13 protein-coding genes are annotated in these 15723 nt (G+C 39.6%); 10 read left to right on the top strand and 3 right to left on the bottom strand.

Features of this window, described 5'->3' with window-relative positions; genetic code table 11:
- Window positions 1-7: 7 nt before the first annotated feature.
- The 7 genes from RIC88_RS00150 (at window position 8) to RIC88_RS00120 (ending at window position 7140) form a co-directional block, all read left to right on the top strand.
- The gene (locus tag RIC88_RS00150; RefSeq protein ID WP_350215308.1) at window positions 8-802 is read left to right on the top strand and encodes a uroporphyrinogen-III synthase; all 795 of its coding nucleotides are present in this window, start codon (window positions 8-10) and stop codon (window positions 800-802) included.
- A 191-nt stretch (window positions 803-993) separates the two neighbouring features.
- Complete coding sequence (locus RIC88_RS00145; protein ID WP_350215306.1) at window positions 994-1947, top strand: PorP/SprF family type IX secretion system membrane protein; 954 nt, start codon at window positions 994-996, stop codon at window positions 1945-1947.
- Window positions 1948-2091: 144 nt separating this feature from the next.
- Window positions 2092-3126: a T9SS ring complex lipoprotein PorK/GldK gene (gene porK, locus RIC88_RS00140; protein ID WP_502879990.1), complete on the top strand. Its 1035-nt coding sequence runs from the start codon at window positions 2092-2094 to the stop codon at window positions 3124-3126.
- 43 nt (window positions 3127-3169) lie between these two features.
- Window positions 3170-3982, top strand: a complete 813-nt coding sequence (gene porL, locus RIC88_RS00135) for a type IX secretion system motor protein PorL/GldL (protein ID WP_350215302.1) — start codon at window positions 3170-3172, stop codon at window positions 3980-3982.
- 22 nt (window positions 3983-4004) lie between these two features.
- A complete protein-coding gene (gene porM / locus RIC88_RS00130) occupies window positions 4005-5636 on the top strand; it encodes a type IX secretion system motor protein PorM/GldM (protein WP_350215300.1) in 1632 nt (543 codons plus the stop codon).
- Between the two features lie 23 nt (window positions 5637-5659).
- Window positions 5660-6520 carry a type IX secretion system ring subunit PorN/GldN gene (gene porN, locus RIC88_RS00125; protein WP_350215298.1) on the top strand — a complete coding sequence of 287 codons (861 nt, stop codon included), beginning with the start codon at window positions 5660-5662 and terminating at the stop codon, window positions 6518-6520.
- A gap of 32 nt (window positions 6521-6552) precedes the next feature.
- Entirely contained in the window at window positions 6553-7140 is a 588-nt protein-coding gene (locus RIC88_RS00120) for an FISUMP domain-containing protein (protein ID WP_350215296.1), read from the top strand.
- A gap of 34 nt (window positions 7141-7174) precedes the next feature.
- On the opposite strand, the gene uvrC is transcribed toward RIC88_RS00120, so the two are convergent.
- From uvrC to porW, 3 genes are read right to left on the bottom strand one after another with little or no spacing between them, the layout of a single operon-like run.
- Window positions 7175-8974 carry an excinuclease ABC subunit UvrC gene (gene uvrC / locus RIC88_RS00115; protein ID WP_350215294.1) on the bottom strand — a complete coding sequence of 600 codons (1800 nt, stop codon included), beginning with the start codon at window positions 8972-8974 and terminating at the stop codon, window positions 7175-7177.
- Entirely contained in the window at window positions 8974-11241 is a 2268-nt protein-coding gene (locus tag RIC88_RS00110; RefSeq protein ID WP_350215292.1) for a penicillin-binding protein 1A, read from the bottom strand. Before RIC88_RS00110 ends, uvrC begins: the two co-directional genes overlap by 1 nt.
- Window positions 11241-13787: a type IX secretion system periplasmic lipoprotein PorW/SprE gene (gene porW, locus RIC88_RS00105; RefSeq protein ID WP_350215290.1), complete on the bottom strand. Its 2547-nt coding sequence runs from the start codon at window positions 13785-13787 to the stop codon at window positions 11241-11243. Before porW ends, RIC88_RS00110 begins: the two co-directional genes overlap by 1 nt.
- A 102-nt stretch (window positions 13788-13889) precedes the next feature.
- Between porW and RIC88_RS00100 the strand changes: the two genes are divergently transcribed.
- The 3 genes from RIC88_RS00100 (at window position 13890) to RIC88_RS00090 (ending at window position 15719) form a co-directional block, all read left to right on the top strand.
- Window positions 13890-14756, top strand: a complete 867-nt coding sequence (locus tag RIC88_RS00100) for a M23 family metallopeptidase (RefSeq protein WP_350215288.1) — start codon at window positions 13890-13892, stop codon at window positions 14754-14756.
- Between the two features lie 9 nt (window positions 14757-14765).
- Window positions 14766-15179 (top strand): bactofilin family protein, encoded by a 414-nt coding sequence (locus RIC88_RS00095; RefSeq protein ID WP_350215286.1) that lies wholly within the window; start codon window positions 14766-14768, stop codon window positions 15177-15179.
- Between the two features lie 192 nt (window positions 15180-15371).
- Window positions 15372-15719, top strand: coding sequence for a hypothetical protein (locus RIC88_RS00090; protein WP_350215284.1), 348 nt, complete (start codon window positions 15372-15374; stop codon window positions 15717-15719).
- The last annotated feature ends 4 nt before the right edge of the window (window positions 15720-15723 follow it).

Genomic DNA, 15723 nt, shown 5'->3' with positions numbered 1-15723 from the left:
AACATACATGAGTGCGACTGATGATCTTTTGGTAATGGATAAAGAGCGATTGAAAGAGGTAAAGAGTATTTTAGTATCACAACCCGAGCCTTCTGACCCTAATTCACCGTATCACAAATTAGCAGAAAAGTACAAATTGAAAATTGACTTCCGTCAATTCATCGAAATCGATCCTGTAGACATAAAGGAGTTTAGAAAGCAAAAAGTAAACATCCTTGATCATACGGCAGTAATTTTCACAAGCCGAAATGCTGTTGATCATTTTTTCAGATTAGCGACAGAGAGCAAGATCGAAATTCCAACCGATATGAAATACTTCTGTATTTCTGAAACAACTGCGAATTATCTCCAGAAATACATCGTCATAAGAAAAAGAAAAATCTTTACCGGAGAGCGCACAGCTCAAGATTTGCTTAATGTGATTAAAAAGCACAAAGGAGAGAAATTCATTTTCCCGTGCTCAAATATCAGAACTGAGCATATTCCGGACTTCCTCAATGAAAATGGATATGAGTGGTCAGAAGCAACCATCTACAGAACGGTGGCTTCAGATCTTTCAGATTTGGATGATGTGTTTTATGATGTGATTGCGTTTTTTAGCCCTTCCGGAATCGAGTCTCTTTTGCAGAATTTCCCTGACTTCAAGCAGAACAATACAAGAATTGCTGCTTTCGGGCCTACCACATCTAAGGCGGTAAAAGATGCCGGTTTGGTGTTGGATATACAGGCACCATTGCCAAACGCTCCGTCCATGACAGGCGCGCTTGAGGTTTATATTAAAGAGGCAAATAACATTTCATAGAAATGATTTTCGGCTACCCGAACATTCCATGAGGCATTAAAAACAAATGAACACTCATGAAATAAGGGTATATTATTTGTGGGAGTTATACTTACAATGTGAAATGAACTAAAAATCAACGGCATCTTTATAAAGAATTGTCGTTGATTTTTTTAAATTCCATGTGTGCTAACTGTATGAGAAAAAAACACATGAAAACAGTCTCAAAATTCCTGCTATCCTTATTGCTTTTCGCAACAGCACAGTACGGTTTTGCGCAAAATGATTTCTTTTTTAATCATTACATGTTCAACCCGTCCTATTATAATCCGGCATGGGTTGGAACGGAAGATCAGGCTTTTGCAGCAGCGCATCATAGAAGTCAATGGGTAGGCTATGATGCCACTTTTGATCCTGGGGGTGCTCCAACAACCCAGTTAATTTCATTGGTGGTCCCTGTTAAATCCACCCTTTCAGGTGTAGGCTTGTCTGTGTCAAATGATAGAGTTGCGAATCTTAATAATCTGCAAGCTCGACTTTCTGTGTCAGTTAAAAAAGATTTCAGGCTGGGTCAGCTATCACTTGGACTAATGCCCGCTATCAACGTACAATCCCTGGATGCTAATTTCAGGGCAGTTGATCCAAATGATGGCCTCATACCTACAGGTAATGAATCACAGCTTGAGCCGAACCTTCATGCAGGGTTATTCTTCAAAACCAATAAAGAATATTTTATAGGAGTTTCTGCAGAAAATATTTTGCAACCAGGTTTCGATTTCGGAACAGATGCTAAAAACGAAATTCCAATCAACTATCTATTAATGAGTGGCACTTCATTCGGATTAATGCGAGAATTGGTACTAAATCCTACTATAATGGTTAGATCAGATCTTAATACATATAGCTATGATATTAGTGCAGTGGCCATCTATCAAGAGAAAATGTGGGGAGGTGTGGCATTCAGGCGAGCAGAATCTCTCAGCTTGCTAATGGGATATTCTTTTTTGGAGGATAATAAATTAAAAGCAGGATATTCTTTTGATTATGTAATTAAGAATCAGGATGCGAAGCAACCCACCTCTCATGAGGTTTTTATAAGGTATGATTTACCTGATTTAGTGCTCGGAGGAAGAAAGGCTGTGAAAACCCCAAGGTTCACTTTTTAATCCGACAGATAATTCCCTTTGTCCAATTTTAAAATAAAACTTGCCCTAAATCGATTTATGATTATATATTTAGGCTGAATATCGTGCAATAATTCTTGTTAAAGTTTGTTTATTTTACATACTTGCATGTTCAATAAAGGTGTTATGAATAAAATGCGTGTTTTTACAATATCAAATTGTATTGTCCTTTGCTGCGCCATAATTCTTTCAGGTTGTGGTCTTTTTGGCGGAAATCAAGGTGACAGAGGAGAGCTTATAGGAGCTCCGGATAGACAGGGGTGGGAAATGACCCGGCCATTTGGAATGGTGTCTGTGCCATCTGGAACGTTCCATATGGGACAAGCAGATGAGGATGTGGCGGCCACCCAGATAAATTTCAACAAACAAGTGACCATCGGGGCATTCTTTATGGATGATACAGAAATCACCAATAATGAATACCGACAGTTTACACAAAACCTTCAGCAAAGTTCAGAGATTGATTTGCCTACAGGCTACTCAATCGCTGACCTGATGCCTGATACTACTGTATGGACTAGGGACTACACCCATCACATGGGGGATCCACTGGTGGTATATTATTGGTCTCATCCGGCATTCGACGATTACCCGGTTGTTGGAATTGATTGGAATTCAGCAAAATATTTTTGCGATTGGAGAACGCAATACTTGAACGACTACCGTACAAGTGTTGGATTACCGGTGATGCCAAACTTCCGATTGCCTTCAGAAGCCGAATGGGAATATGCTTCCAGAGGTGGGAGGGATATGGCAAAATATCCTTGGGGCAACCCTTATATAAGGAATGCCAAAGGTTGTTTGCTTGCAAACTTTAAGCCTGGAAGAGGAAATTACTTTGATGATGGTTATGCTTACACATCTCCTATCGGAACCTACTTCGCCAACGAATACGGTTTGTATGATATGGCAGGAAATGTAGCCGAATGGTGCGAAGATGCGTATAACCCTTCAGCTATGCCTTTAACCTGGGATTTGAACCCTACTTACTTTGATGAAAATATTCCATTCAAAGTCATTAGAGGGGGATCCTGGAAAGATATAGCTTACTACCTTGAAACAGGAACCAGATCATATGAGCATCAGGATACTACCAGGGCATCTATAGGATTTAGATGTGCTATGACTTATCTTGGTAGATCATCAGGATACGAATTTTAGTTAAATCAAATACGAATAAATTACTAACCTAAATATTATTACAATGAGCAAAAAAGGCGGATTTCAGGAGCTACTCTATTCCACTATAATGCCGAAAATCTACGGAATAGGAGCTGCAGTTGTAATCGTGGGAGCGATGTTTAAGATTCTTCACATGCCGGGTGCGGCACTAATGCTTGGGGTTGGTCTAACCACTGAGGCAGTTATTTTCTTTTTAAGTGCATTCGAGCCTAAGCACCCTGAGCCTGATTGGGCTAAAGTGTACCCGGAACTTGCAGACGACTATGATGGTCCGGCCGCAGCACCACGAAAAGCAGTTCCTCAGGCAACTGGTGGAGTAGCAGCTCAAATGGACAAAATGCTTGCAGAAGCAAAAGTTGGCCCTGAATTGATCAAAAGTTTGGGGGATGGCATGAGAAATATGGCTGAATCGGCTAAGAAAATGTCAAACCTGAGCGATGCAGCAGTTGCTACAAACGAGTATGCTGGAAATGTAAAGTCAGCCTCAAGGTCACTTTCTGAAATGAATAAATCATATGCTTCTGCGATGGAGGCTATGTCAGGAATGGCAGATGCTACAAAAGATACGAAAGAGTATCACAGTCAGGTTCAAAACGTAACTAAGAGTCTTGGTGCCCTTAATGCAGTATACGAAATGGAGTTGAAAGATGCTCAAAGCCATACCAAGGCATTGAATAAATTCTATTCAAACATTAGCGGTGCGCTTGAAAGCATGGCTGAAGCAGGTAAAGAAACGTCTGCATTCCAGTCTGAGCTTAATAAGCTTACATCGAACATTTCTGCTCTGAATAAAGTATACGGTAACATGCTTACCGCAATGAGAGGTAATCAATAATAACCCTTAAAAAGATTTAATTATGGCAGGAGGAAAAGAAACACCACGGGGCAAAATGATTGGCATGATGTATTTGGTGCTAACTGCATTGTTGGCACTAAACGTTAGCTCCACAGTCTTAGACAAATTCGCCTTTATCAATGAAAGTTTGGAGCGAGCCAATGCTGAAACATCTGAGCGAAACGCTCGAACCATCGCTGGTATGAAATCTGCCGCAAAGGATAAGGGTAATAGAGCGGATGATTTAAAAGTAGTAGCGGATGCAGAGGAAGTAAGAGCTGAAACAACCAAGCTGCTAACTGAGTTAGAGGAATACAAAGAAAAATTTGTTGAGATAACAGGCGGCTACCTGGAGGGTCATAAAGGAGATCGTCGTTTCATCGCTGGAAAGACAGATTATGATAAGGTAGGGAACTACATGATGCCTGTTGAGGAAGGTGGAGAAGGAAACGGTGCTGAAATGAAGCAAAAGCTAAATGGTTTTGCGGATTACATTCAGGAGGTATTGAAAAAGAATGGAGCAGATGCTGATAAGCTCAAGCAGTTTCATAAAATAGCACTGGATGCAGAAGAAGATCCAATCTATAGTAAAGATGAAAATCAAAAAGGTAAGAAGTGGTCCCAGCTCGCATTTGAGAATTCTCCAACACATGCCGGACTGGCTACTGTAAGTGAGTTTCAGGCAAATGTTCTTGCTTTTGAAACATCAGCCCTTGACTTTTTGGTTAGAAGAGTCGGTCTGAAGGATATTACTTTTGATCAGATCAGACCTGTTGTTATGCCTGAATCACAATATGTGGCAGCAGGTATGAAATATAGAGCAGATATGTTTATTGCTGCTTCTGCTTCAGGGTTGAATGATAAAATGGTAATGACTTACAATGGTGAAGAAGCTCCTGTTGTAGCAGGAGTTGGTAAAGTTGAATTTACTGCTACTCCTGGCAATTATGATGCGAATGGTAATGCTAAAAAAGAGATTGTTGCATCTATTACAGTTCCTCAGGGAGGTGGTAACGACACAACATTCACAGATACAATTGAGTATTACGTAGTTCGTCCTGTCATTCAAATCCAGTCACAATCGGTTAACGCATTGTACTATAATTGCGGTAATGCACTTGATGTGCAGGTGCCAGCACTTGGCACACAGTATAATCCTTCTTTCACTGCCTCAGGTGGTGATGCAATAAAGGGCTCTCAAAAAGGTCAGGTTACAGTTGTTCCAAGAGCTCAGAAGGTAACATTAACTGTGTCCTCTGGGGGAAATGTAATTGGCTCAAGGGAATTTAGTGTAAGAGGTATTCCAGCTCCGGATATTAAAGTTTTTACGAGTGCTGGCGAGGTAAATCTGAAAGAAGGTATTCCAGCGAGAACTCCTGAGTTATTTCTAAGAGCAATCCCTGATGAAAGCTTCGCACAGTTCCTGCCGGATGATGCAAAATTCAGGGTGGCAGAAGCTGAGGTTACGCTTGTAAGTGGTGGGCTTGGTCGTGGTTCTATCCGTGCCGGAGAACAAATAAATCTCCGAAGTATGTCGGGAAGAAAAGGGGATCAATTGGTGATTGAAATTAAGAAAGTACAAAGACAAAATTTCAGAAAGCAAGTGGAAGATTTTCAGAAATTCCAACGCTATATCAACATTTCGCTGAACTAAACTTGTCAGAATAAAATAGTGTTATGAAAAAACTAGGTTATGTAATTGTGTTTGGTCTCTCGCTCTCCTTTGGTTATGCGCAGGAGGAGTTGGCACCATTGGTAAAGCCAGAGGTGGATGAGACACAGGTAATGTTTAAGAAGACCGTTTGGAGGAGAATGGACATGAAAGAAAAGCAAAACTTGCCTTTCTTTTCGTTGAATGGTGAGGTTTCAAGATTACTTATCCAGGCAGTTGATGAGGGCCTCCTTACACCTTACAGATCCGATTCGTGCATTAACTTTATGCCGGATATTATTTTTGTATCTAACATTTCCGTCGAAAGGGAGCAAAATCCATTTGTTGGCGGAGGGTTTAATTCCGGAGGGTTTGATTCTTTTGGAGACGAAGCGGGTGCCGATGATGCCAGTGATTCTCAAGGAGATGAAGCGAGACAAGAATCTATTCCTGAGGACTTGTTTTCGGTATTGTACCTGAAAGAAGAAGTGATATTTGATCGGAATCGTTCGAGGATGTATAACTATATTAGATCTTTAACTCTAGCACTTCCAAGAAACGCAGGTTCTTTGTATAATCCGGCCGGGTTCGAAAAACCAGTTGCACATTTCAGGTATGATGATGTTGTTGCATTATTTAGAGGGCCATATGCGGACAAGGCTATTTATTATAATAACTTTAATCCGGGACAGCACATGAATATGAGTGATGCTTTTGAACTCAGGCTTTTTAATGCACCAATCGTTAAAGTATCTAATGCAAAAGATTTGGATATAAGACAAATTTATGCAGATGAAATGGCGGAGGATCCATTGAACGTGATTGTGATCCAGCAGAAATATGAGTATGATTTAATGGAGTATGAATCAGAACTCTGGGAATATTAATTTGATTTAACCTAACCCTAATCCACCGTATAATGAATATTAGAAATATACTCTCCATGCTTTTAATAGCTGCCTGCTCAGTTGCCGCAACTGCGCAGGAACCTGGCGAGTTTACAGATGCTCGAGATGGAAAAACATATAAGATTGTAACTATAGATATTGCTTTAGAAGGAGGCGTCACAGTTCAGCGGACATGGATGGCTGAAAATCTATCTTATGAAGTTCCGGATTCTTTCTGTTATAAAAATGAACCTGCTTACTGTGAAGCCTTTGGAAGGCTTTATACCTTTAGTGCCGCTAAGGCGGCATGCCCTGACGGATGGCACATTCCAACCATAGGCGAATGGAACCTACTGTTTCAAACATTTGGAGGAATTCACGATGCTGGAATTGCTTTGCAAAAAGGTGGTGAGAGTGGTTTGGAATTAACCTTAGGTGGTTTCGGTGATCCTGGGAGAGTATTTAAGAATATTGGTATCAGCGGTAATTATTGGGATGCTGAGAAAAAGTCTGACAATACTTCCGGTTTAATTTCAGTACAAAAAGGATCAAAGGAAATATACCACAGTGTGATTGGCGACTGGCACAGAAACAGTTGTAGATGCGTAAAAGATTATTAATAAAAATATTGTTGTTACAATAGAAGGAGGCCTCTCAAAGGTCTCCTTTTTTTATGGCTGCTATAATAGTTTGGGCTTTAGAATGCCCCAACAAATCAATCAAATCTTCTTCAGAAGACTGTTTTAATCGAGTGATACTTCCGAATTTATTTAACAATTTATCTCTTGTATTTGCTCCGATTCCTTTGATAGAATCCAGTGAAGATGCGATGGAAGTTTTACTTCTTTTTTGTCTATGAAAGTTAATAGCAAACCGGTGTGCTTCGTCTCTTAGTTGTTGTATTAGTTTAAGAGATGTCGACTTTTTGCTTATATATAGTGGAATGCTGTCTTCAGGATAGTAGATCTCTTCCAGTTTTTTGGCAATTCCTATGATCGGAATTTGACCATATAAGTCTAAGCCTTTCAAGGCCTCACATGCGGCGCTTAATTGTCCTTTTCCCCCATCTATGACGATAAGGTTGGGTAGGTCTAAACCTTCTTTTTTAAGGTGGGAGTATCTTCTACCTACAACTTCCTTCATAGATGCAAAATCGTCAGGCCCTTTAACGGTCTTAATATTGAATTTTCTATAATTTGATTTTGAGGGTTTTCCATTCTTGAAGCAAACCATAGAGGCAACCGGGCTTGTTCCCTGAATGTTTGAGTTGTCAAAACATTCAATATGTACTGGTAAATCCGGTAGTTTGAGGTCTTTCTGAAGGTTTAGGAGCAATGCTTCATTTGGTTGTGTGCTTTTCTTCGAGAACCTTTCTTTCTTGAAGTAAAGTGCATTTTTAAACGAAAGCTCTACCAAATGCTTTTTGTCTCCGATTTTAGGAACTGTAATTTCCACTTCCTCCCAAGGATCCACAGCTAGGTTTGTTAAGATTTGAGGGTTTGAACTATTATATTTTTTCCGTAAATCGAACATAGAGAATCTAAACACCTCTTGGTTATCTTCTTCTATTTTTTTCTTGACCTCAATGGTTTCTGAATTAACAATTGCCCCATTTTCAATTCTCATATAATTGATAAATAGAAACTTGTCATTTTCTGAGGTAGTCATTGAAAATACATCGGTATTCGTGATCTTCTGATTCACAATAAGTGAACGAGACTGAAATTTTTCGAGCCTTTCGATTTTGTCTTTATAGGATTGTGCCACTTCGAATTTAAGGTTAGCCGCAGCTTCCTGCATTCTTTCACGATAAGATTTGCCTACGATTCCAATTTTTCCTTTAAGTATTTTCCTCGCTTCATCAATATCCTTTAAATAGTCATCCTCTGACTGTAGTCCTTCACACGGACCAAGGCAATTTCCAATATGATATTCAAGGCATACTTTATACTTTTTCTTTCGTACGTTTTCCTTTGATAAATTGTACTTGCATGTTCTGATTTTATGGAGTTTTCTAATGAGTTCCAGGACTCCATTCATAGCTTTCACACTTGTATATGGTCCGAAGTATTCTCCTTTTGAATGATCTATTCTTCTTGTGGAGTAGATGCGTGGGAAACGTTCATTGGTAATGCAGATACTCGGGAAACTTTTATCATCCTTTAAAAGAATGTTATAACGCGGCTGGTGTTCTTTTATTAGGTTGTTTTCAAGCAACAGGGCATCAAATTCCGAGGATACGATGACAAATTCTATTTGTTGGATTTCAGAAACAAGCCGGTACGTTTTTCGATTATCAAGATTTGCTTTTGTAAAATAGCTCGCTACCCTTTTCTTAAGACTTTTTGCTTTTCCTACGTAGATGATAGTTTCATCAGCATCCAGAAATTTGTAAACTCCGGGTTTTTCAGGAAGCCTTAAGTATTCCTCTTTTGCGTATCTCTGGAACTGCATTACATGAAATCATCTTCATCAACCACGTCATAATCAACAGTGTCCGACGGATTTATGTTCTCATCGTAAAGCTCACAATCTATTATTGTTCTTAGTGCTTTTGTAGGTTTCTCGAAATATCCTTTTTGATAACCAAGGGTTTCATCAGCATAAATTTTTGTCATATAGCGCTCCCAAATTGGCAAGGCAGTTCTCCCGCCCTGTCCAAGAACCCATTCCCGAAAACGAATACTTCTATCATCACCCCCTACCCATGCTCCGGAAACCAGGTCTTTCGTAACTCCTATAAACCATCCGTCAGACGCATTCTGCGTAGTTCCGGTTTTAGCCCCTATTTCATTATCTACTTTTAAAGTATAGTCGATCGCTCTTCCGGTCCCCATTTCTACAACGCCTTTTAGCATATGGAGCATTAAATAGGACGTTTCTTCATTTATTGCTTCTTGCTCATCGGGAACGAATTGTTGAATGACATTACCGTTTTTATCCTCAATCCTAGATATGAAAAATGGTTTGATATACGTACCCTTATTAACGAAGGTGGAATAGGCACCTACCATTTCATAAACGGAAACATCACCACCTGCTCCAAGGCAAAGTGATGGAACTGCATCAAGCCTGCTTTCGATCCCAAGACGCTTCGCATAATCAACAACGGTGGAAGGACCAATCCGATTCATCATAAATGCAGTTATACTATTGACAGATTGGGCCATTGCCTGACGGATCGTCATTACTTCTCCGGTAAACTTTCCGTTGGAATTTTGTGGGACCCAGGTGGGTGGATCCTGCCCGGGAAGACTGAATGATACAGGAGCGTCTACCACCGGAAAACATGGGGAATACCCATTATCGATCGCGGCTGTATAAACTATAGGCTTGAATGTAGATCCAGGCTGCCTTTTCCCTTGTTGTACGTGATCAAATTTGAAATATTGATGGTTGATGCCGCCAACCCAAGCTTTTATATAGCCTGTTCGAGGATCCATAGACATAAATCCAGCTTGGAGAAATCGTTTATAATAGTTCAATGAATCATATGAGCTAAAAAGTGTGTCAATCTCACCCTCCCAGGAGAAGACAGTCATACGTTTCTTTTTGTTCAGATAATATTTGACCGAATCTTTGTTGTCTCCAAACCTGGAGATAAGACTTTTATAGGCATCTGTGCGTTTAATTGCATTGTCCAGAAACTCTGGAATCTCTTTATTTTCATCATTTATCCAGGGGTTTTCACCTTTCCAGTGCTCATTAAATATTTGCTGCAGCGTATCCATATGCTCTGCAACTGCTTCTTCAGCATACTGCTGCATTCTACTGTCAATGGTTGTATAAATTTTTAATCCATCTTCAAACAGGTCGTATCCATTGTCAATTGCCCAATCCACCAGATAGTTTTTTGCAACCGTTCTAAAATAGGTAGCCAGTCCTTCATTCTGATTTTCAACTCTGTAATTGAGCTGTATAGAATCCCTGTTCAAGGTGTCATACTCAGCTTTGTCAATAAGTCCATACTTGTGCAGGTTCCATAGCACTTCCGTTCTTTTTCTATGGGCATTATCAGGGTTAAGGACGGGACTCCATCTGGTTGGTGCGTTAATGGCACCAACTAAGACAGCTGACTCTGAATAATTGAGCTGCGATGGAAGTTTGTTAAAAAAGGTACTTGCAGCCACTTTAATTCCATAGGAGTTGCTACCGAATTCCACTGTATTAAGGTACATGGCCAGAATTTCCTCTTTGGTATATGACTGCTCCAGTCGAACAGCGATTATCCATTCTTTCAGCTTGGTAATGATCTGGCCTAAAGCACGTGATTTATAGAGAGTACCCTGCTCTGCAGTATTAGTTTTAAAAAGATTTTCAGCTAACTGCATTGTGAGTGTACTGCCACCACCTTGAAAAGTGAAGGTTAGCTTTCCGACAACTGCACGAATAAGCCCCTTGAGGTCTATGCCTGAGTGGTTTTTGAATCGAACGTCTTCAGTAACCAATAAAGTATTTACCAGTTCTGGCGATAACTCCTCGTATGTGACTGGCGTTCTGTTCTTTCTAAAGTACTTACCTAATGACACCCCATCGGCACTGATTAATTCAGATGATAGATCAGGATCAGGGCGTTCCAGTGCCTGTAAACTTGGAAGCCCACCAAACCATCCAAATGCATCGTTTTTGACCATTAAAAAGATGGTGGGTATTCCTAAGACACCAAGGATGAATAATACCCAGAGTGTTTTTAGCGTGTATTTAATCAGCTTATGCTTCATCAATAATGCTTTTCAAAAAATGTCAGGTAAGCAGAAATGTCTTTAGTTCGATAGAAAATATCAAAGTTATCCTCGGTAATGGTAAATACGTCAAATTTTTGTCCCTTAAATATGTTTTTCATGTCTGTTTCCTGCATAAAGGAACCCATAAAATTGGTGGCAGTGCCCTTACCGGGAAAAATGTTGACGATGAGCATTGATTTTTCATCACTTAATATCAAACTACCGGTTTTTAGATTGGCAAAATTTTTCTTTTTCAGAAAATCATCCACTAAGACCGGAACCTTATCAGACATATCAGATTTAATGTCGTAAACAATAACAAATAAATGCTTTTGATTGAAGTCCTCTATGAATCTCGCTTTGGCACTGTTGTACCTCTTTTGTTGAAAATTTTCTGACGCCACCAATAGTGATTTGGCATACTCATTCAGCTCGCTATCAGGATAGCTCTTAATAAACTCACCTAACTCAAATTGATACTTATGATCTTCTTCCGTTTGTCCCACAGCAAGGACTCGAAGTAAGGCGATGTTATCGCTAAATTCATTTTCGGGATGAAGGTTTAGAGCACTGTCAGCTCCCATTAAAACTTCATCATAAATGCTCGACTTATATTTATTATAAAGCTTTCTGTACAATTTTTTTAGTTGTTCACTAATAGCAAAGCTCTCCTCGCGATAGTTCGGATTGTCAACTAATTTAGCATAAATGGTCTCTGGATATTTTTTCTTCAACTGATTGCCACGAAGAACGGACTTATCAGGGTCAATTTCTTTGTAAAGGAGGTAAAGTTGATAGAGAACCTCTGCCTCATATTCCGTTTCAGGAAACCTATCCAGTAAAGACTCAAAGGACACAGCAGCGTTTCTGTCTTCCTCAAGCCTCAGATTATAGATATTGCCCAGACTATATAGAGCGACTTCAATTTCAGATAACAATGCTTCTTTCTGCTCCTCCGTGGTGGGGATGGCTGCCAGCATTTTGCGCGCTTCATCTTCTACAGATTCTTGAGGCTCATCCTCTCCACTAGCCTCAGAGACGTCATTGGACACAAGAGTCTCTTCGATAGGCGTGTTGATGGCAGATTTGTTTTTCCTTCTCCAATCATCTTCCAGCGCACGGTCACCCCATTTTCTTATAAAATCGCTTCTTCCTTTGCTGAGTGCATTTGAGTTGTTAAAGTACCAGGTTGATCCTGTAGATGCTGTAGTGATCAAGTTTTCGCCACTGTTTTGGGTAATGTTTCTAGCCCGATTGATCGCTTGCTGTTTTTCTTTCTTCTTTTTCTCTTTTTCTACTTCTCTCTCTTTTTCAATTTTTGAAGCAAACATGGTAATCAACGAATCCTCGGAAAGGGTAGCAAGATGCAAAAGGCTATCATTTGTTTGAATAGTTACTATTTGTTTTACAAAATCAACCAAAATTTCCTGACGCTCCTGTATGGCTGCAAAGTTCTCCTCGTCTTTCGGCATGGTACTCACCGTGCTGTCGTAGTAGTTTTTTGCCAGTACGAAATTCTTTAAAGTATCATAATAGATTTCGCCCAGGCTCAAATAAGAATAAGCTTTTTGACGGTTGTTGCTTTCACTAAACTTTACTGATTGTTTATAATTATCAATCGCCTCTTGCACATTGCCATTTTTTAGCTCAAATCCTGCAAGTTCATAGTAAATTTTATCTCTGTATTCCCTATTCTTAGGATCTCTCAGGAGGTTTCTAAAGTACTTCTGTATTTTTTTAAGGTCACTTTCCTCTGCTAATTCCGTTACCTGAGCCATGTATAGTTTGGCATAAAATTCCAGTTCATAGCTTGGGTTGTTTTTCAAGACATTATTATAGTATCGGAATGCCTCACTTTCAAAACCAAGCTCATGATAGGTTTGTCCAATGATGAAATTGATGCGGGCCTTATCTGAAGAATTTAAAAGTTCTTCTGCTTTTACAAGACTCCCCACCATTTTGCTTTGATCCCCTTTTTGCTGATAGAGATATGCTGTATTTAGATGATACCGTTTTTGATTTTGCTTATTCAAATCTTCTTTAGCCAGATAGTCAGTGACTGCTACTGCATTTTTAAATTCTCCAAACTCAGTAAAACTCTTTATAAGTTCTGCTAATGCATGGTGTCTGGCATTATCGTCTTCACTGTGTGTATTTACGTACTTGAAAGTTTCTATCGCATCTGGAAACTCCATGGCATAATATCGCGCCTTGCCAACAAGTATATAGCTGTCATCTTCCCATTTACTATTTGGGTGTCTTTGGATTGCAATAGAAGCTTTTTGAATGCAGTCTTCTATCTGTGTTTTTAATGACGCTGATTTAGTGGAGTCAAACTGCGCGAATATTGGTAGTACCTTATTGTAGTTCCATCCCTGGCTTTCAAAGATGGACTTCTCAATTTCATTTATTCGCTCATTCGCAATGAAATACGCATTGAAGTGGGCGGTTAGATCGTGATATGAATTGCTCAAAGGGTTGTTTTTGTACGGTGAACAACCAGCAATTAGCGCAATGAGATAAATGGAGATAACTTTTTTCAAAATATGTTTAGACAGACTCTATAAACAACGATCTCAAATTAAAATTGGTGTAAAGATAAACAAGGGGTGTTTGCATACCTTTGTCGGCTTAAATTGCAATCTATGGCTGCAAGAAAGACATTTAGTAACTGGCTAACGAACAAATACCTACTCATTATCCGCAATGAAGAAAATTTTGCGGAAAAGACCACATTTAGTTTCAATTATGCACGATTGTTTCTTCTATTGGCGGGTGTTGGCTTGATTTTATTGTCATTGGCTGTTTATCTGGTCACGATTGCTCTGGAGCAATGGTTAGACCCCAGACATGCTCAAATGGAGGCCAACAGACAAGTTTTGGAGCTTTCCATGACGATTGACTCCCTGGAGCAGGAGGTAAACAATAAAAACGTTTACATTGAAAATGTGCGACGCATTATTGCAGGAGAGCCAATCGACCAATCCATGGAGGTAAGTCCTGAATCTGATCTACAGCCGGCAGAGCTAAGTGAAAGCATTCAACCAGTAGATTCTCAATTTAGAGCAGAATTTGAGGGTTCAGAGCTGGCTGAAATCACCACATTACCCATTGCTGTTTCTTCCAATGTGTATGACCTACGCGATGTTTACTTGTTTAGCCCATTGGATGGCATTATTACTGATGGGTTCAACCCCAAGGAGGATCATTACGGCGTAGATATGGTTGCTCAGGAGAATGAACCGGTCAGGTCTGTAGCTGATGGCGTGGTGATAATGTCTTCCTGGACATTGGATGGTGGCTACATTTTAGCAATACAACATCCGGGCAATTTAATTTCTGTTTATAAGCACAATTCGGAATTATTTAAAAACGTTGGTAATTTTGTGGCGGCTGGAGAAGTTGTAGCCACAATTGGAAATACAGGTGAACTAACATCCGGGCCTCATTTACATTTGGAATTGTGGCACAATGGTAACCCTGTAAATCCTCAAGAGTATATTGCACTTTAAAATCAGGCTATGTTGAATAAGAATCAAAAAGAAGTAGAAGAGTTAAGCAACTCTAGTAATATAATTGGGAAAGGCACGATTGTAAACGGAAGCATTGAGACTTTTGGAAATATTCGTGTAGAGGGAAAAGTAATTGGAGATATCAAAACCAAATCCAAAGCAGCATTTGGGCACTCTTCTCAGGTAGATGGTAGTGTACTTTCACAAAATGCTGAAGTTGCCGGACACATTACAGGCACTATTGAAGTGACTGAACAACTTGTGCTAAAAGCAACGGCAACTATTGATGGAGATATCATCACCAATAAACTTTTGGTGGAATCAGGAGCTACCTTCAACGGGAAATGTAAAATGGGCGTAAAGAGTAAGGAGATAAAAATTGGAAAGCCCGAAGAAGAACAACCCCAGGCCCTCAAAGCCTGAACCGGAGGAAAATCAAGACAAGCCGTTTATGCGGCATTATGCATTAGCATTTGAGCTTGTCATTATGAACCTTATCTTAATAATGGGGGGATACTACCTCGATGACTATTTGTCATCAAGTCCTGTAATAATTCTCATCACAACTTTTCTTGCCATGGGTGGCACGATCTGGCTTTTATTAAAATCTTTGAAATGAAAAAGTGGATATCACTCATTTTCATAACAGGAATATTATTGCTGGCTGAGTACTTTTTTGGAGTGGAATTAAACTTACACTCCACCTTCAACCTTATGGTTTTATTCTTTGCCATTCAAGGTTTTGTTCTTTTTCGAATAGATCACTGGACACCCAAGGAATGGTCCACTCAGATGTCCCTGGTTAAAATAGTAATCCGATTACTTTCTTCATTGGTGTTCATCACTGTCTTGATGTTCACACAGTCGGATCAATTTAATCTTGTAATTCAGTTTATTATCCTCTATTTGATATTCATGATCTTTGAAATAGTTATGGCTTTGACTAACTTGCGCCGAAATTGAGGAA

It is taken from the genome of Ekhidna sp. (assembly GCF_040220215.1).
GTDB lineage: Bacteria > Bacteroidota > Bacteroidia > Cytophagales > Cyclobacteriaceae > Ekhidna.
Note: the sequence above shows the minus strand (reverse complement) of the source record. Positions and strands in the feature narration are given on the sequence as shown.

What these genes read in the sequence shown, in the direction of transcription:
- RIC88_RS00145 (WP_350215306.1), top strand. Translation starts at nt 994, where the DNA reads ATGAAAACAGTCTCAAAATTCCTGCTATCCTTATTGCTTTTCGCAACA.
- porL (WP_350215302.1), top strand. Translation starts at nt 3,170, where the DNA reads ATGAGCAAAAAAGGCGGATTTCAGGAGCTACTCTATTCCACTATAATG.
- porM (WP_350215300.1), top strand. Translation starts at nt 4,005, where the DNA reads ATGGCAGGAGGAAAAGAAACACCACGGGGCAAAATGATTGGCATGATG.
- porK (WP_502879990.1), top strand. Translation starts at nt 2,092, where the DNA reads ATGAATAAAATGCGTGTTTTTACAATATCAAATTGTATTGTCCTTTGC.
- RIC88_RS00120 (WP_350215296.1), top strand. Translation starts at nt 6,553, where the DNA reads ATGAATATTAGAAATATACTCTCCATGCTTTTAATAGCTGCCTGCTCA.
- RIC88_RS00110 (WP_350215292.1), bottom strand. Translation starts at nt 11,241, where the DNA reads ATGAAGCATAAGCTGATTAAATACACGCTAAAAACACTCTGGGTATTA.
- RIC88_RS00150 (WP_350215308.1), top strand. Translation starts at nt 8, where the DNA reads ATGAGTGCGACTGATGATCTTTTGGTAATGGATAAAGAGCGATTGAAA.
- RIC88_RS00100 (WP_350215288.1), top strand. Translation starts at nt 13,890, where the DNA reads ATGGCTGCAAGAAAGACATTTAGTAACTGGCTAACGAACAAATACCTA.
- uvrC (WP_350215294.1), bottom strand. Translation starts at nt 8,974, where the DNA reads ATGCAGTTCCAGAGATACGCAAAAGAGGAATACTTAAGGCTTCCTGAA.
- RIC88_RS00095 (WP_350215286.1), top strand. Translation starts at nt 14,766, where the DNA reads ATGTTGAATAAGAATCAAAAAGAAGTAGAAGAGTTAAGCAACTCTAGT.
- RIC88_RS00090 (WP_350215284.1), top strand. Translation starts at nt 15,372, where the DNA reads ATGAAAAAGTGGATATCACTCATTTTCATAACAGGAATATTATTGCTG.
- porN (WP_350215298.1), top strand. Translation starts at nt 5,660, where the DNA reads ATGAAAAAACTAGGTTATGTAATTGTGTTTGGTCTCTCGCTCTCCTTT.